The sequence below is a fragment of the Streptomyces albireticuli genome (assembly GCF_002192455.1).
GTDB lineage: Bacteria > Actinomycetota > Actinomycetes > Streptomycetales > Streptomycetaceae > Streptomyces > Streptomyces albireticuli_B.
In genome coordinates, this window is the sequence record NZ_CP021744.1 from 5,135,890 (window position 1) to 5,152,927 (window position 17,038).

At 72.5% G+C, this 17,038-nt stretch carries 9 protein-coding genes and 1 pseudogene; 4 read left to right on the forward strand and 6 right to left on the reverse strand.

The window, feature by feature from the left end; genetic code table 11:
• The first annotated feature begins 164 nt into the window (after positions 1-164).
• Positions 165-1,016: a DUF5753 domain-containing protein gene (locus SMD11_RS22160; RefSeq protein ID WP_087928097.1), complete on the forward strand. Its 852-nt coding sequence runs from the start codon at positions 165-167 to the stop codon at positions 1,014-1,016.
• A gap of 294 nt (positions 1,017-1,310) precedes the next feature.
• Positions 1,311-2,285 carry an acyl-ACP desaturase gene (locus SMD11_RS22165; protein ID WP_087928098.1) on the forward strand — a complete coding sequence of 325 codons (975 nt, stop codon included), beginning with the start codon at positions 1,311-1,313 and terminating at the stop codon, positions 2,283-2,285.
• 77 nt (positions 2,286-2,362) lie between these two features.
• On the opposite strand, the gene pepN (SMD11_RS22170) is transcribed toward SMD11_RS22165, so the two are convergent.
• Together pepN (SMD11_RS22170) and SMD11_RS22175 are read right to left on the reverse strand one after the other, a co-directional pair.
• Positions 2,363-4,930, reverse strand: coding sequence for an aminopeptidase N (gene pepN, locus SMD11_RS22170; RefSeq protein WP_087928099.1), 2,568 nt, complete (start codon positions 4,928-4,930; stop codon positions 2,363-2,365).
• A gap of 81 nt (positions 4,931-5,011) precedes the next feature.
• Positions 5,012-6,184 (reverse strand): TerD family protein, encoded by a 1,173-nt coding sequence (locus SMD11_RS22175; RefSeq protein ID WP_087928100.1) that lies wholly within the window; start codon positions 6,182-6,184, stop codon positions 5,012-5,014.
• An 81-nt stretch (positions 6,185-6,265) separates the two neighbouring features.
• Between SMD11_RS22175 and SMD11_RS22180 the strand changes: the two genes are divergently transcribed.
• Entirely contained in the window at positions 6,266-6,853 is a 588-nt protein-coding gene (locus SMD11_RS22180) for a DUF1203 domain-containing protein (protein ID WP_087928101.1), read from the forward strand.
• Between the two features lie 65 nt (positions 6,854-6,918).
• Here SMD11_RS22180 and SMD11_RS22185 read toward each other — a convergent pair whose 3' ends face one another.
• Positions 6,919-7,947: an aspartate-semialdehyde dehydrogenase gene (locus tag SMD11_RS22185; protein WP_087928102.1), complete on the reverse strand. Its 1,029-nt coding sequence runs from the start codon at positions 7,945-7,947 to the stop codon at positions 6,919-6,921.
• Positions 7,948-8,166: 219 nt separating this feature from the next.
• Positions 8,167-10,854 (reverse strand): annotated as a pseudogene (locus SMD11_RS22190) (S8 family serine peptidase); the annotation flags it as partial.
• A gap of 497 nt (positions 10,855-11,351) precedes the next feature.
• Between SMD11_RS22190 and SMD11_RS22195 the strand changes: the two are divergent.
• Positions 11,352-13,073: a TIGR03767 family metallophosphoesterase gene (locus SMD11_RS22195; RefSeq protein WP_087928103.1), complete on the forward strand. Its 1,722-nt coding sequence runs from the start codon at positions 11,352-11,354 to the stop codon at positions 13,071-13,073.
• 28 nt (positions 13,074-13,101) lie between these two features.
• On the opposite strand, the gene SMD11_RS22200 is transcribed toward SMD11_RS22195, so the two are convergent.
• Together SMD11_RS22200 and pepN (SMD11_RS22205) are read right to left on the reverse strand one after the other, a co-directional pair.
• A complete protein-coding gene (locus SMD11_RS22200; RefSeq protein WP_087928104.1) occupies positions 13,102-14,157 on the reverse strand; it encodes a hypothetical protein in 1,056 nt (351 codons plus the stop codon).
• A 225-nt stretch (positions 14,158-14,382) separates the two neighbouring features.
• Entirely contained in the window at positions 14,383-16,980 is a 2,598-nt protein-coding gene (gene pepN, locus SMD11_RS22205; protein WP_087928105.1) for an aminopeptidase N, read from the reverse strand.
• Positions 16,981-17,038: the final 58 nt, after the last annotated feature.

Genomic DNA, 17,038 nt, shown 5'->3' on the forward strand with positions numbered 1-17,038 from the left:
GGGCGGCGCTGTTTCCGGCGGCCGCCGCCGGGTACCCGGCGCCGCCGGCCCGCCCCGCACCACACACCTGTGCGGTGTCCTCTCCGCGCCCGCCTCCGGGCGCGCGCTCCTGTGGGAGGGTGGCCGGGGAGACCCCATGGGCGTCGAAGCGGAGGGCCGTACCCATGCCACCGAGAAGCAACCCGACCGCGCGCCAGGCCCGATTAGGCGCCGAGCTGCGGAAGCTGCGGGAGGCGGCCGGGATGTCCGCGGGGGAGGCCGGCGCCCTGCTCGGCGGCGGCGCGGCGGGCATCGGCCACATCGAGGCCGGGCGCTGGGGCGTGAGCGCCGAGCGGGTGCGCCGCCTCGCCGCGCACTACAAGGCGGGCGACGAACGGCTGGTCGGCGAGTTGTGCGGGATGGCCGAGGAGCGCGGGCGCGGCTGGTGGGAGGAGTTCCGGGGCGTCCTGTCGCCCGGCTTCCTCGACGTCTCGGAGCTGGAGCACCACGCCACCGCCCTGCGGCTGATGCAGGTCACCCATGTGCCGGGCATCCTCCAGACGGAGGGTTACGCCCGGGTGGTCTTCGCCAGCGCGCGGCCGAGGCTTCCGGAACGGGAGTTGCGCGCCCGCGTCGCGCACCGCGTCGGCCGCCGGCGGGTGTTCGCGCGGACCCCGGCGCCGGAGACGGAGGTGGTGGTCCACGAGGCCGCCCTGCGGATGCGCTACGGCGGCCGCGCCGTCCAGCGGGAGCAGCTGGAGTTCCTCATGGAGGCCGCGCGGTGGCCGCACGTCACCCTGCGGGTCCTCCCCTTCGACATGGACGACCTCATCGGCACCGCCCAGTCGATGCTGTACGCGGTGGGCCCCGTACCGCAGTTGGACACCGTGCAGATCGACAGCGCCTTCGGCGGCGGGTTCGTCGACGCGTACGCCCTGGTGACCATGTACCGCGAGCTGTTCGACTCCCTGGCGCGGAGTGCCCTGCGGCCGGAGGAGTCGCGGAAGCTGATCCACCGCGTCACCCAGGAGTTGTGAGCCTCAGGGGCTGTGCGCCTCAGGCGCGGGAAGCCCAGCGGACGGGAAAGTTCCGTATCACGTCCCTTGTCCTTATATATACGGCCGCGCACATACGGCCGCCGACTCCGCTCGGTGAGCGGCCACCTCGCCCGAACGGGTGAACCCCCGGCCCCCGGGCCCGCCGCGCGCGGGTGCGGGGGCCGCGTGGCACCGGCTGTGACCAGGGATGTTTGGCGTTTACGGTCCGCTTAACCTACGGTGTCGTAACCTACGGAGCCGTAAGTAAGATCGTCCCCCCATCAGGAGCTGTCTGTGACCATCGCCCCCCTCCGTCACCACGCTCGGGCCGTATGGAGCGACAGCCGCCTGCTGTACGCGCTGGAAGAGGTCGTCGAGGAAGAGCTCAACCGGCACCTCAAGATCGCCAAGGAGTGGATGCCGCACGAGTACGTGCCCTGGAGCGACGGGCGCGACTTCGACGGGGTGATGGGCGGCGAGGCCTGGGCGCCGGAGCAGTCCAAGGTGACCGACATCGGGCGCACCGCCCTCGTCGTCAACCTGCTGACCGAGGACAACCTCCCCAGCTACCACCACGAGATCGCGTCCCTCTTCGGGCGCGACGGCGCCTGGGGCACCTGGGTGCACCGCTGGACGGCGGAGGAGGGCCGGCACGGCATCGTCATGCGGGACTACCTGCTGACGTCGCGCGCCGTGGACCCGGTGGCGCTGGAGCGGTTCCGGATGCAGCACATGTCCGAGGGCTTCGAGTCCGACAACCGGCACAGCATGCTGCACTCGGTCGCCTACGTGGCCTTCCAGGAGCTGGCCACCCGGATCTCGCACCGGAACACCGGCAAGCACTCCGGCGACCCGGTCTGCGAGCGCATGCTCGCCCGGATCGCCACGGACGAGAACCTGCACATGGTCTTCTACCGCAATCTGCTGGGGAAGGCCTTCGAGCTGGCGCCCGACCAGACCATGACCGCGGTGCGCGACGTCGTCGTCGGCTTCCGGATGCCCGGCCACGGCATCCCCGGCTTCGAGCGGGCCGCGGCCCAGATGGCCATCGGCGGGATCTACAACCTCCGCATCCACCACGACGACGTGCTCCAGCCCGTCCTCCGCTTCCTCAAGGTCCTGGAGATCACCGGTCTGGGCCCGGACGGCCTGCGCGCCCAGGAGGAGCTCGGCCTGTTCATGAACGGCCTGGACGGCGAGGCGACCCGGTTCGACGAGCGCCGCGAGGCCCTGCTGGCCCGCCGCCGGGCGCGGGCCGGGAAGGCCTGACCCACCCGGGACGGAAGACAGGGGTGCCCCCGGCCGTGGGAACGGCCGGGGGCACCCCCGTTGTGTCAGGAGGGGCGTCAGGCCGCGGCCGCGTCCGCCGCCTGGGCCTTCAGAGCGCGCTCCACGCCCGCGCGGGCCTCCGTCACCAGCCGGCGCAGGGCCGCGTTCGGCTCGGCCGAGGCCAGCCAGGCGTCCGTGGCGTCCAGCGTCTCCTGGGAGACCAGCAGCGACGGGTAGAGGCCCACCGCGACCTGCTGGGCGATCTCGTGGCTGCGGGACTCCCAGATCGACTTCACGACGGCGAAGTACTTCTCCGCGTACGGGGCGAGCAGCTCGCGCTGGTCGGCCTGGACGAAGCCGCCGATGACGGCCTCCTGCACCGCGTTCGGCAGGTCACCGGACTCGACGACGGCCTTCCACGCCTCGGCCTTGGCGTCGGCGGTCGGCCGCGCGGCCCGCGCGGAGGCGGCGTACCGCTCGCCCGCGGAGGTCTTGTCGCGCTCCAGCTCGGCCGCGACGGCCGCCTCGTCCGCGCGGCCGGTCGCCGCGAGGCGGGCCAGCAGCGACCAGCGCAGGTCGGTGTCCACGGCCAGGCCCTCGACCGTCTCCGTGCCGTCGAGGAGCGCCGCCAGCAGGTCGAGCTGCTCCTCCGTGCGGGCCGTGGCCGCGAAGGCGCGCGCCCAGGCCAGCTGGTGGTCGCTGCCCGGCTCGGCCGCGCGCAGCTGCGCGAGCGTCGCCTCGGTCCACCGCGCGAGACCGGTCTCGCGCCAGTCGGGGGCCGCGTAGAGGTCCAGGGCGAGCTTCGCCTGCCGCTGGAGGGACTGCACGACGCCGATGTCCGACTCCTTGGCGACGCCCGAGAGGACGAGCGCGAGGTAGTCGCGGGTGGCCAGCTCGCCGTCGCGGGTCATGTCCCAGGCCGAGGCCCAGCACAGGGCGCGCGGCAGCGACGCCTCGAAGTCACCCAGGTGCGCGGTGACGACCCGCAGCGACTCCTCGTCCAGGCGCACCTTGGCGTACGACAGGTCGTCGTCGTTGAGCAGGACGACCGCCGGGCGCTTGCGGCCGACGAGCTCCTCGACGGCCGTCAGCTCGCCGTCGACGTCCAGCTCGACGCGGTCCGTGCGGACGAGCTTGCCGTCCTGGAGCTCGTAGAGGCCGACGGCGATGCGGTGCGGGCGCAGCGTCGGCTCGCCCTTGGCGCCGGCGGGCAGCGCCGGGGCCTCCTGCTTGACGGCGAAGGACGTGATGACGCCCTCCGCGTCGACCTCGATCTCCGGGCGCAGGATGTTGATGCCGGCCGTCTCCAGCCACGCCTTCGACCAGGTCTTCAGGTCGCGACCGGAGGTGTCCTCCAGCGCGCCCAGCAGGTCGGTCAGGCGGGTGTTGCCGAAGGCGTGCGCCTTGAAGTAGGTCTGGACGCCCCGGAAGAAGGCCTCCTCGCCCACGTAGGCGACGAGCTGCTTGAGGACCGACGCGCCCTTGGCGTAGGTGATGCCGTCGAAGTTGACGAGCACGTCGTCGAGGTCGCGGATCTCCGCCATGATCGGGTGGGTCGACGGCAGCTGGTCCTGCCGGTAGGCCCAGGTCTTCATGGAGTTGGCGAAGGTGGTCCAGGAGTGGGGCCACTTCGAACCCGGGGCCGCCGCCTGGCAGGCGATGGAGGTGTAGGTGGCGAACGACTCGTTCAGCCACAGGTCGTTCCACCACTCCATGGTGACCAGGTCGCCGAACCACATGTGGGCCAGCTCGTGGAGGATGGTCTCGGCCCGCGTCTCGTAGGCCGCGTCCGTCACCTTCGACCGGAAGACGTACTGGTCGCGGATGGTGACCGCGCCGGCGTTCTCCATCGCGCCCGCGTTGAACTCCGGCACGAACAGCTGGTCGTACTTGGGGAAGGGGTAGTCGTAGGCGAACTTCTCCTCGAACCACTCGAAGCCCTGCCGCGTCACCTCGAAGATCGCGTCGGCGTCGAGGAACTCCGCCAGCGAGGGGCGGCAGTAGATGCCCAGCGGGATGCTGCGGCCGTCCTTCTCGTAAGAGCTGTGCACGCTGTGGTAGGGGCCGGCGATCAGCGCGGTGATGTAGGTGGAGATGCGCTGGGTCGGCTCGAAGCGCCAGACGTTGTCGGCCGGGCGCTCGGGCGTGGGCGAGTTGGAGATGACCGTCCAGCCCTCCGGCGCCTTCACGGTGAACCGGAACGTCGCCTTCAGGTCGGGCTGCTCGAACGAGGCGAAGACGCGCCGCGCGTCCGGCACCTCGAACTGCGTGTAGAGGTAGGCCTGCTGGTCGACCGGGTCGACGAAGCGGTGCAGACCCTCACCCGTATTGGTGTACGCGCAGTCCGCGACGACCCTCAGTTCGTTGCGTCCGGGCAGCAGACCGGGCAGCGTGATGCGGCTGTCCTGGAACACCTCGGCGGCGTCCAGGGCGGTGCCGTTCAGCACGACCTCGTGCACGGTGGGCGCCACCAGGTCGATGAAGGACTCGGCCGCCTCGGCCGCCTCGAACCGCACCACGGTCTCGGAGCGGTACGTGCCGCCCTTCTGGGCGCCGGAGAGATCGAGGTCGATCTCGTAGGAGTCGACGGTGAGCAGGCGCGCGCGCCGCTGCGCCTCTTCGCGGGTCAGGTTCGTTCCAGGCACCTGGGCATCTCCTTGACATCGTGACTTTCCGGCCATCCTTCCACGGCGGCCGGACGGGTGTGGATCAACGGGTGGCGGGGATCAGCGGCGGAGCGCACACGTCCAGGGACCGTCCGCTTCGATCTTGAGCAGGCCGGGGCCGGGCAGCGGGGCGCCGACCTCGATCCGGCCGATCTCGTTGACGAGCAGGTCGCCCCAGCCGTCCGGGTCGTGCGGGAGGTGTTCGACCGCGAAGTTGCTCTCGCCGCGGTGGGCGAAGGAGCCGACGCCCTCGCCGCCGTGGTGGACCAGGACATCGGGGCCGTGGCCCTCGACGGGGGTGGTGGTCAGCTGCCGGGCGGCGTCGACGGGGAGCACGGCGAGGGTCCAGGCCCGCTCGGCCTCGATCCGCAGGGTCAGCGGCCGGTCCTCGGGGACCTGGGCGAGGGTGCGGCCGCGGAGAGGGGCGTCGCCGTAGTAGAAGAGCAGGGAGTTGTCGGTGCGGCCGTAGGTGTCGCAGTCCGAGACGCCTACGGTGACGTTGTCGCGCGTCTCCATCTGGAGGAGGACCGTGCCCGCCGGCAGCGTCCGGTCGAAGGTGACGGTCTCGTTGCCGCGGCCGTGGCGCACCACGGGCGCGAAGGACGGGTAGCGCGGCGCCTCGGCGACGGGCGGCGCGAAGCTCGGGAGGTGCTGGGGCACGGGCGGCGCGGCGGGCGGCCGCGGCACGGCGTCCCGCGGCTCGTCGCCGTCCACGACGATGCCGAAGTCCGTCGCGAGCCCGGCCAGCCCGGAGGCGTAGCCCTGCCCGACCGCCCGGAACTTCCAGCCGCCCGCGCGCCGGTAGAACTCGCCGAAGACGAAGGCCGTCTCGGTGGTCGCGTCCCCGACGGGGAAGTGGGCGACCGCGGCGCCGGCTGCGGTCGCGACCCGGATGTCCAGGCCGGGCACCCGCCCGAAGGTGCCGCCGTCCGCCGAGGCCGCGACGACGATCCGCTCGACGCCGGGCTCCACCAGGGCCGGGTCCAGGGCCAGCCGGTCGGCCCGGACGCCGGCCGTGCCGTCCGACTTGCCCAGGTGGCGCACCGCGCCCGACGGGTGCGCGGGCTGGTTGTAGAAGACGAGGTCGGCGTCGCCGCGGACCTTGCCGGTCGCGTCGAGGAGCAGTGCGGAGAGATCCACGTCGGGCACCCCGGCGTCGGCGCGCCAGCCGACGGCGATGTGCAGGGGCTCGACGGGGACGGGCAGATTGGCGCCCTTCGCTATCCGGGTCATGATCGAACTCTGCCATCGAAATGGAGCACGATGACCGGATTCCGCCAGCAGAAAACAGCGGTTCCGGACAGGCTGCCGCACATGACCACACACGCGCGGGACACAGCGGGACGGGACACGGCACGGGCGGGGGCGGCGCACGCCGCGGACGGGAAGGTTCCGGCCGCCCGGTACGCGGTCCGGGCCATCGACCCGGCCGTGCTGGAGGAGCTCCGCCGCCGCGACGACGCCGGCCGCCCCGCCGAGCCGTACACCGATCCGGAGGGCGGCGCGCCGCTCCGCTGCTGCCTGCGCCTGAGCCGGGCCGGGGAACGGATCGCCCTGGTCTCGTACGCCCCGCTGCGCCGCTGGGCGGCCGCGACGGGCGCCCGGCCGGGGGCCTACGAGGAGCAGGGGCCCGTCTTCGTCCACGGCGAGGCGTGCGAGGGCCCGGCGGAGGGCGCGGGCTACCCCTTCGCGCGGCCGGGCGCGCTGCGGAACGTGCGCTTCTACGACGCGGCGGGCCGCATCCACGGCGGCCGTCTCCTGGAGCTCCCGGAGGCGGCCGACGAGGCGGTCGGCAGGGCCCTCGACGAGGCGTTCGCGGATCCCGCGGTCGTGCTCGTCCACGTCCGGGCCGTGGAGTACGGCTGCTTCCACTACGAGGTGCGCGGGCCGGAGGGCCGGTAGGGCGGGCGGACGCGAACGGGCCGGGCACCCCAGGGGTGCCCGGCCCGCTCGTACGACGCCGGGGGTCAGCCGCGCAGCTCGGCCGCGACCAGCTCCGCGATCTGGACGGCGTTGAGCGCCGCGCCCTTGCGGAGGTTGTCGTTGGAGAGGAACAGGGAGAGGCCGTGCTCGACGGTCTCGTCGACGCGGATGCGGCCGACGTACGAGGCGTCCTTGCCGGCCGCCTGGAGCGGGGTCGGGATCTCGGACAGCTCGACGCCCGGGGCGCCCTTCAGCAGCTCGTAGGCGCGCTCGACGCCGATCGGGCGCGCGAAGCGGGCGTTGACCTGGAGGGAGTGGCCGGAGAAGACCGGCACGCGGACGCAGGTGCCGGAGACCTTGAGCTCCGGGATCTCCAGGATCTTGCGGGACTCGTTGCGGAGCTTCTGCTCCTCGTCGGTCTCGAAGCTGCCGTCGTCGACGATGCTGCCGGCCATCGGCAGGACGTTGAAGGCGATGGCGCGCTTGTAGACGCCGGGCTCGGGGAAGTCGACGGCCTCGCCGTCGTGGGTGAGCTCGGTGGCCCGGTCGGCGACCGCGCGGACCTGGCCGTCGAGCTCGGCGACGCCGGCCACGCCGGAGCCGGAGACGGCCTGGTAGGTGGTGGCGACGAGGGCGGTGAGGCCGGCCTCCTCGTGCAGCGGGCGCAGCACGGGCATGGCGGCCATGGTGGTGCAGTTCGGGTTGGCGATGATGCCCTTGGGGCGGTCGGCGACCGCGTGCGGGTTCACCTCTGAGACGACCAGCGGGACCTCGGGGTCCATCCGCCAGGCGGAGGAGTTGTCGATCACGACGGCGCCCTGGCCGGCGACCTTCTCCGCGAGCGCGCGGGAGGTGGCGCCGCCGGCCGAGAAGATCACTATGTCCAGGCCGGTGTAGTCGGCGGTGGAGGCGTCCTCGACGGTGACCTCCGCGCCGGCCCACGGCAGCGTGGAACCGGCGGAGCGCGCGGAGGCGAACAGCCGCAGCTCCGTGACCGGGAACTCGCGCTCCGCGAGGATCTTGCGCACTACTCCGCCGACCTGGCCGGTGGCTCCGACGATTCCGATCCTCACGGGGACTCCCTACTGCTCATGTACACCACATATGTCACTGCCAGGGACGGGGTCACCTGACCGCACAGTTCCATCATGTGGTGCTACCCGCACCAAAAGTCCAATCCATTGTCCGCGGTGCGGGACGCCGAGGGGCGGGGCGGGCGCCCATACCGTGTGCCCGCCCCGCCCGTCGGCAGCGGGGTGTCAGCCCTGATCAGCAGGTGATCAGCCGGTGACGCCGTCCGCCTTGATCTTCAGGGTGTACGGGTTCTCCAGCAGCGGCGAGGTGCGCCGCGACTCCACCTCGATCTCCCAGACGCCCGGCAGCGGGTTCTTGTACGTGCGCAGGTCGGGGCGGCACGTGTTGTCCGGGTTCGGGTAGTTCGGGTAGCAGTTGACGGTGGAGGTCGGGTCGGCCGGGACGCCGTAGGGGCTGATGGCGATGAAGCGGGTCTGGCTGCCCGCCGTGAGGCCGCCCATGGCGAGCTCCAGCGACTTCGCGCCCTTGGGCACGGTCACGAAGTACGAGGTCGTCGCGTTGCGCGTCGCCTTGCCGGACTTCTCGATCACGTACGAGGGGCCGGTGAGCGGCTCGGCGACCACCACGGTGGTGAGGATCTGCTTGTCGACGCCCTCGGTGCGGTCGTCGTCGACGGTGAGGACCGCGCTGTGCAGGCCGCCCGTCCTCGCCTTGGCCTTGACCTTGACGGTCACGGGCTTGTTCAGCGGCAGCTTCACCTCGTCGTCACCGGCGAGCTTGAAGGTGCCGTCGTTGTTCTTCCACTTCAGCTCGTGCCACACGGCCTTGTCCGGGCCGGAGGTACGGGTGACCGTGACGTCGTACGTCCGGGTCTCGCCGGCCTTCAGGCCGCCCTCGCGGTCGTAGAGGCCGGTGCCGAAGCCGGGCTTCTTGAGCCGGCCCGAGAGCATGGTGGAGACGGGGGCCTCGACGGCGTACTCGTGCGCGGTCGCGCGGTCGCGCAGCGCGTCCCAGGCGTCCTCGATGTTGATCAGGCCGGCGCCCTGCTCGTACGCCTGTGCGCCCTTGATCTGCTTGGCGGTGCTGGTCAGCGCCGTCCGCAGGTCGGCCGGGGTGAGCTTCATACGCTTCTGCTTGGCGGCGGAGATCAGCAGCGCGGAGGCGCCGGTGGCCTGCGGGGAGGCCATCGAGGTGCCCTGGAGCATGCCGTAGCCGGGCGGCAGGTCGTAGCCGGACTCCTTGACGGGCGCGCCCGGCTCCCAGGTCGGCGTGGTGTTGACCGACGCGCCGGGGGCGGTGATCGTCGGGGTGAAGCCGCCGTCCTCGCGCGGGCCGCGGGAGGAGAACGGCATCATCGCGTACGTGGTCTTCACCTCGGAGCCGTAGTTCGCGGCCCAGGTGTCCTTGGAGATGGACGCGCCCACGCTGACGACCTTGTCGGCCAGGGCGGGGTCGCCGATGGTGTTGACGCCGGGGCCGCTGTTGCCGGCGGATATCACCAGCTGGACGCCGTAGGTGTCGATCAGGCGGGTGTAGAGCTCGGAGCGGGCGTTGTTGCCGTCGTTGAGCGCCGGCAGGCCGCCGATCGACATGTTGACGATGTCGACGCCGCGGTTGACCACGAGGTCGATCATGCCCTCGGTGAGCGCGACGTTGGTGCAGCCGCCGGTCCAGGTGCAGGCGCGCGAGGAGACGAGCTTGGCGCCGGGCGCCGCGCCGTTCATCTTCCCGCCGAACAGGCCGTTGGCGGCGGTGATGCCGGCGACGTGGGTGCCGTGCTCGGACTCGATGACGCCGATGCTGACGAAGTCGGCCTTCTTGCCGACCCAGTCGCCGCCCTTCGGGTCCATCGGCACGTCCTTGCGGATCTGCACGACGAAGGGGATGCGCTCGGCGATCGGGGTGTCCGGGTCGTCCTTGCCGAAGTAGGCGACCTGGAAGCCGTCCTTGTAGGGCTTCAGCTCCTCGTCGTTGCCGAAGTTCCCGTCGTCGTCGAGGTCGACGCGGACGGTGCCGCGGGCCTTGTCGTAGAGGACCGCCCAGCTGTCGGTGGTGTCGCCGTCGCGGTTGAGGTCGCCCTTCATGTCGCCGCCGGCGGTCTCGTTCTCGCGGAAGAGGGAGACCTGGTACGAGCCGGTGGGCGCGGTGTAGGCGCGGCCGTTGAAGGAGAAGGACGGGCCGGCCGCGTCGGTGGTCATCGGCAGCCAGGTGCCGTCCTTGTCCGCGAGCGGGTCGGTCGCGGTGACCCAGTCGACGATCTTGCGCTCGCCGGTGGTGGTCTTCTGGAGCGCCGGGTGCCCGAGGTCGATGCCCGAGTCGAGGATGCCGATGGTCACGCCGCGGCCGTCGGCCTCGGGGTGGTCCTCGACGAAGTCGACGGCGCCGGTCTCGAAGGCCGGCTGGTACGGGTTCTTCGCCGGGGTGCCCTTGCCCGGGGCGGGGTAGGAGCCCGCCTTCGCGCCCCGCGCGCCGGGGACGGAGTCGGCCCGCGGCGTCGGGTCCGGGAGCCGGATCTCCTGCTTGAGGTCGATGCCGTGCACGGAGTCGAGCTTCTGCGCCTCGGCGATCGCGGCGTCGGCCTTGGCGGTCGGCACGGTGGCCCGGACGTAGCCGAGCTTGTCGTAGGCCTGGCCGATGGAGGCGCCCTTGACGGCCTCCAGCTTCTCGGTCACCTGACCGGTGCGGCCCGGGGCCGTCGCGATCATCATCGTGACGGTCTTGTCGCCGTCGGCCTTGGCGTCGGCGAGGAGGGAGGCGTCCTGCGAACCGAGCTTGGTGGCCGCCGAGTTGGGCGGCGGGACGGAGCCCGGGGCGGGGGTGGGTCCGTCGGCGAGGGCGGGCGCGGCGCCCGCGGCGGTGAGCGCGGCCACCAGACCGGCCGCGACGGCTATTCGGACGGCGCGTCTGCCGCCGCCGAACGGCGCGTTGGGGGATTCGGGGGTCATGAACATCCCTAGCTGGATTGACGTGAAAGCCCCGCTGAACTGCGGGCGTCCGGAAATCGGAGCCGGATGACCGATCACTTTTATGGAAGTGACGGGGGTTTGGGGAGAGTTGTCGGAGAGGGAAAGTAAGGATGGCGTAAACCCGCCATCCGCCACTCGGGAGGAAGCGTGCCGAAGGGCGTGAAGCGGTCAGGGGCGTTCCCGCAGCTCAGAGGGTGTAGAGCAAACGGACTACAGCAGCGGCCCCAGGACCGGCCGGGGGTTCCCCCCGAGAGTGAACGCTGAGTGAGCGTCAGCCCGCCAGGGGACGAGTGCTGTATGTCCGTTCGCAATCGCCAAGATCGATGTGAGGTGATCGGCGGCGGCCGTTGCGGCCGTGTTCACGCCCAGGTCATCCGTCCTGCCAACGATCCTCAGTGACAGAAGCACTGCCGGCACGGACCGCACCGCACCACAGCTGCCCGCTCGCCCTTCGCGTTCGCACTCGGGGAGACCGCATGAATCGCAGATCTGACAGATCCGTCGCCTCCGGCCTCGACCGCCGTACGTTCCTCGCCGCGGCGGGTGCCGTGACCACCGCCACCGGCATCGGGATGGCGCTCGGCCCGGACCGGCCGGCCACCGCCGCCGGCCCGGAGGACGTCGCCGCCGCGAAGGCCGCGGCCGCCGCGGGCGCCCCGTCCCCCGCCGGCACCACCCTCGCCTCCGTCGCCGCCCCCCGGGGCACCGGCGGCTACCGGCGGCTCGGCGACGGCCCCGGCTGGCCCCGGCTCGTCCGCTCCGAGCTGGCCGCCGCCCGCGACGGCCGCCAGGACCGGCGCACCGCCCTGGCCTCCTTCGTGCAGTTCACCGACATCCACCTGACCGACGTCCAGCACCCGCTGCGCTACGAGTTCTTCCGCGCCGGCGAGCCCGGCGCCTGGCGGCCGCACGAGGCGCTCACCCTGCCCGGTGTCGTCTCCCTCGTCGAGCGCGTCAACAAGCTGCGCCGCGGCCCCGCCACCGGCGCCCCGCTGGGCTTCGTCATCACCACCGGCGACAACGGCGACGAGAACGCCCGGATCGAGGTCGAGTGGTACCTCACCGCCCTCAGCGGCGGCCGGATGAACCCCAACACCGGTGACCCGCGCCACTACGAGGGCGTGCAGAACAGCGGCCTCAAGCTCTACTGGCACCCCGACACCGCCCTGCGCGACGACGACAAACAGCTCGGCTTCCCGCGCATCGACGGCTACCTCGACGCCGCCTGCCGCCGCGTCAACAGCCCCGGCCTCAACATCCCCTGGTACTCCACCTTCGGCAACCACGACCTGCTCTCCGGCGGCTGCTACCCCGCCGCCGGAACCTTCCTCCACGACGTCGCCGTGGGGAACAAGAAGCTCCAGACGATCCCCGCCGCCGAGGCGAAATGGCTGATGGAGGGCGAGGCCAAGGGCGTCGACCCCAGGGGCGAGCGGATCCGGGAGATGCTCCGCGCGCACCGCAAGGAGATGCGCACCGTCACCCCCGACCCGGCGCGCGCCCCGGTCACCGCCCGCCAGTACATCTCCGCCCACCTCGACCCGCGCCACAAGGGCCGCGGCCCCCTCGGCCACGGTTACACCCGCGACAACCTCGACACGGGCAGCCTCTACTACTCCTTCCGGATCTCCGACCGCGTCGTCGGCATCAGCCTCGACTCGACCGACCCCGGCGGCCACTACCAGGGCTCCCTCGGCACCGGCCAGATCCGCTGGCTGGAGCGGACCCTGAAGCGCTACGAGGACAAGTACGCGCTCGTCTTCAGCCACCACCCCAGCTGGAGCATGGACAACCTCACCCCCGACCCCGCCCGCCCCGGCGAGGACCGGCACGACGGCAACGAGCTGATCTCCGTCCTCCAGAACCACAACAACGTCCTGGCCTGGATCAACGGCCACAGCCACCGCAACCGCATCAGGCCGCGCGGCACCTTCTGGGAGATCGCCACCGCCTCCCACGTGGACTACCCGCAGCTGGCCCGCGTCATCGAGGTCGCCGACAACCACGACGGCACGGTCTCGCTCTTCACCACCCTCATCGAGTCCGCCGCCCCCTACCGCACCGACTTCGGCGACCTCTCCCAGACCGGACTCGCCTCCCTCTACCGGGAGCTGGCCTTCAACGCCCCGGGCGCCGACGGCTCCCTCGCCGGAGCCGCCGGCGACCGCAACACCGAGCTGCTGCTCCCCAGGCGCTGACGGGCGCGGACACCCCGCCGCCCGGCGCTCACCTGGGCAGGACGACGAGATACGCGGCCGGGTCGCGGTCGGCCGACGCCATCAGGGCGGTCCGGACCACCGCGGCCTGCTGCTCGGGGGTGTCGCGCAGCTTCCTGGGCGTGACGTGCACGACCGTGATGCCCAGCCGCTCCAGGTGCTCCCGCTTGCGGTACTGCTCCGACCACAGCGTCTCGTCGTCCTCCTGCGGCGCCCGTGAGTCGATCTCCAGCGCCACGCTGTGCTCCGGCCAGAAGGCGTCCACCCGGCCGAGGTGCGGGCCGCCGGGCAGCCGCAGGTCCACGTTCCACAGCGGCGCCGGCAGCCGGTGCTCGCGCACCAGGTCGTACAGCCGGCCCTCGGCCACCGCCCGGCTCTCGGTCAGCAGCGCGTCCACGGCCTCCGTCACATGCGCCCGCCCCAGCAGCCGGGCGCGCGTCAACTCCCGTACCACGGCGGCGGCTTCGCAGTGCCCGCCGCGCACCGCCTCGGTCAGCACCCGGCGCACCGCGGCGGCCTCGGTCAGCAGGGCCACGGTGTCGGCGACCGCGCGCGGCACGGGCGCGACCGGGACCCCCGTCAGCCTTCTGGCCTGCGGCAGGGCGGGGGCTCGCACCAGCCGTACGAAGCCGGTCGTGCGCAGCCGGCGGGTGCGCGGGACCAGTACGTCGATGCGGTCGAGCGAGAGCAGCGGCGGCACGGAGGTGAAGCGGTGCAGGGCCAGCGCGGCCGGTCCGGTGATCATCGCCTCGCCGTACGGGTCGCCGGCCGCCGCCCGCGCGGCGGCGGTGGCCGTGCCCGGCCCGGCCTGGGCGGGCGGGCCCTGGGTGCGCGGCACGGTGTACAGCAGCGCGGCGTGCAGCCGCTCCTCGCTGGTGGCCGGGCCGGTGCGGAGCAGGAAGACGCCGGGGAGGAGCTGCTGCCAGGGCCCTCCCGGGCGGCAGCGCTCGGTCACGGCCGCCCCCGGCACACCGTGTTCCCGCAGTTGACGGGAGGTCAGTACCCGGGTCCGGACGTCGGAGAGGTGGTGCAGGGGGCGCGGCGAGAGCGGGGTGTCGGGGTTCATGCCCGCCCCATTCCCGCCCCGCGCCCGCCCCCTAACCGCTGTTACAGGCCCGTAGGCAAATCCGGACAACTTCGCTCTAAAGCCGGAGGGTTGAGCGGCCGAGGGGCGGCCCCGGCGGCCCGGATCCCGGGGGCCCGTCACCCCGGCCACCCGCCGGAGGGTGCCCCGCCGGGCGGGCCTTCACGCCCGCCCGCCGGTGGAGGCACCCGCCGGGGTGAGCGGCGGTCAGCCCGCGGCCGCCACGTCACAGGCCTGCGCCCGCAGCGCACGCGCCAGGTCGTCCCGGGCCTCCAGCACCAGGCGCCGCAGCGCCGGAGCGGCGTCCTCGTGCTCCGCCAGCCAGGCGTCCGTCGCGTCCAGCGTCCGCGTGTCGTCCTGGAGCGCCGGGTACAGGCCCCGGACCACGGACATGCCGATCTCGATGGACCGCTCGCGCCACACGCGCTCGATCACCTCGAAGTAGGGCCGCGCGTACGGCGCCAGCAGCTCCCGCTGCCCCGGCTGGTCGAAGCCCGCGATGGTCGCCTCGGCCAGCGCGTTGGAGAGCGTGTCGGACTCCACGACCGCCGCCCACGCCTCCGCCTTGACCTCGGCGGACGGCCGTGAGGCCAGGCAGCGCACCTGGTGCCGCTTGCCGGAGGCGGTGTTGTCCCGGCCCAGCTCGGCGGTGATCGCCGACTCGTCGGCCGCGCCCCGGGCCGCGAGCGTCGCCAGGAACGCCCAGCGCAGCTCCTGGTCGACCTCCAGCCCGTCGATCTTCCCGGAGCCGTCCAGCAGCCCGCGCAGCAGCTGGAGGTCGGCGTCGGTGCCGGCGAGCTGGGCGAAGAACCGCGCCCACGCCAGCTGGTGGCCGCCGCCCGGCTCGGCCAGCCGCAGCTCGCGCAGCGCGGCGCCGGCCAGCGACCGGCCGGCCCGGGCGCGCGAGTCGGGCGCCGCGTAGTGGACGAGGGCGGTCTGCGCCCACGTCTGCACCATCTGGAGGACGCCGATCTCGGTCTCGGCGCCGGCGAAGCGCTCCACGAGGTCCAGGAAGTCACGGGCGGGCATCAGCCCGTCACGGGTGAGGTTCCACAGCGCCGACCAGCACAGGGCCCGCGCGAGCGGGTCGGTGAGGTCACCCAGGTGCTTGCGCAGGGTGGCCAGCGAGCCCTCGTCGAAGCGGATCTTGCAGTACGTGAGGTCCTCGTCGTTGACCAGGACCAGCTCGGGCCGCTCGGCCCCGGCGAGCTCCGCGACGACCGTACGGGCGCCGTCGACGTCGACCTCGGCGCGGGCGTAGCGCACCAGCGCCCCGTCGGCCTCGGAGCGGCGGTAGAGGCCCACGGCCACCCGGTGCGGGCGCAGCCGCGGGTGGGAGTCCGCGGCCTCCTGGAGGATCGCCAGCTCGGTGATCCGGTCGCTCGCGTCGTACGTCACCAGCGGCGTGAGCGCGTTGACGCCCGCGGTCTGGAGCCAGGCGGCGGACCAGGCCTTCATGTCGCGGCCGGAGGTCTCCTCCAGCACCGACAGCAGGTCGCCGAGGCGGGTGTTGCCGTAGGCGTGGCGCTTGAAGTAGCGGCGGGCGCCCTCCAGGAAGGCGTCCCGGCCCACGTAGGCGACGAGCTGCTTGAGGACGGAGGCGCCCTTGGCGTAGGTGATGCCGTCGAAGTTGAGCTTGGCGTCCTCCAGGTCCCGGATGTCGGCGGTGACCGGGTGGGTGGACGGCAGCTGGTCGGCGCGGTAGGCCCAGGACTTGCGCTGGTTGGCGAAGGTGATCCAGGCGTTCTCGAAGCGGGTCGCCTCGACCGTCGCGAAGGAGCCCATGAAGTCGGCGAACGACTCCTTGAGCCACAGGTCGTCCCACCACTCCATGGTCACCAGGTCGCCGAACCACATGTGCGCCATCTCGTGCATGATGACGTTGGCCCGCCGCTCGTACGACGACTGCGTGACCTTGCCGCGGAAGACGAACTCCTCCCGGAAGGTGACGCACCCCGGGTTCTCCATCGCGCCGAGGTTGTACTCGGGGACGAACGCCTGGTCGTACTTGCCGAACGGGTAGGGGTAGTCGAAGTTGTCGTGGAAGAAGTCCAGGCCCTGCTTGGTGACGGCGAAGATGTCGTCGGCGTCGAAGTGCCGGGCCAGGCCCTTGCGGCAGAGCGCGCCCAGCGGGATCTCCAGGACCGTGCCGTCGGCGAACGTGCGGCTGTAGTGGTCGCGGACGACGTGGTAGGGGCCGGCGACGACGGCCGTGATGTAGGTGGAGATCGGCAGGGTGGGGACGAACCGCCAGGTGGCGCCGCCGCCCTCGGCGGGCTCGGGCTCGCCGGTGCGCTCGCCGTTGCCGAGCACCGTCCAGCCGTCGGGGGCCGTCACGGTGAAGGTGAAGGGCGCCTTCAGGTCCGGCTGCTCGAAGTCGGCGAAGACCCGGCGGGCGTCGGCCGGCTCGTACTGCGTGTAGAGGTAGACCTCGCCGTCCTCGGGGTCGACGAAGCGGTGCATCCCCTCGCCGGTCCGGCTGTAGGCGCAGTGGGCGTCGACCACCAGGACGTTCTCGGCCTCCAGCGCGTCGAGCGCGAGGCGCGCGCCGTCGAAGACGGCCGCCGGGTCGAGCTCCCTGCCGTTGAGCGTGACGGCGGTCACCGACGGGGCGATCAGGTCCGCGAAGGTGGCGGCACCCGGTTCGGCGCACCGGAACCGGATCGTCGTCACCGACCGGAACGTCCGGGGCTCCGGCCCCGCTCCCACCGCGGACCGCAGGTCGAGCGCCACGTCATAGGCGTCCACGGCCAGCAGCCGGGCCCGCTCGCGGGCCTCCTCACGGGTCAGGTTCTCACCGGGCACGACGCGGGCTCCCTCGGCTTCGTCTCGTATTTCGGACACATCAGGAATCATGGCACGG

What these genes read in the sequence shown, in the direction of transcription:
- SMD11_RS22195 (WP_087928103.1), top strand. Translation starts at nt 11,352, where the DNA reads ATGAATCGCAGATCTGACAGATCCGTCGCCTCCGGCCTCGACCGCCGT.
- SMD11_RS22180 (WP_087928101.1), top strand. Translation starts at nt 6,266, where the DNA reads ATGACCACACACGCGCGGGACACAGCGGGACGGGACACGGCACGGGCG.
- SMD11_RS22175 (WP_087928100.1), bottom strand. Translation starts at nt 6,184, where the DNA reads ATGACCCGGATAGCGAAGGGCGCCAATCTGCCCGTCCCCGTCGAGCCC.
- SMD11_RS22160 (WP_087928097.1), top strand. Translation starts at nt 165, where the DNA reads ATGCCACCGAGAAGCAACCCGACCGCGCGCCAGGCCCGATTAGGCGCC.
- SMD11_RS22200 (WP_087928104.1), bottom strand. Translation starts at nt 14,157, where the DNA reads ATGAACCCCGACACCCCGCTCTCGCCGCGCCCCCTGCACCACCTCTCC.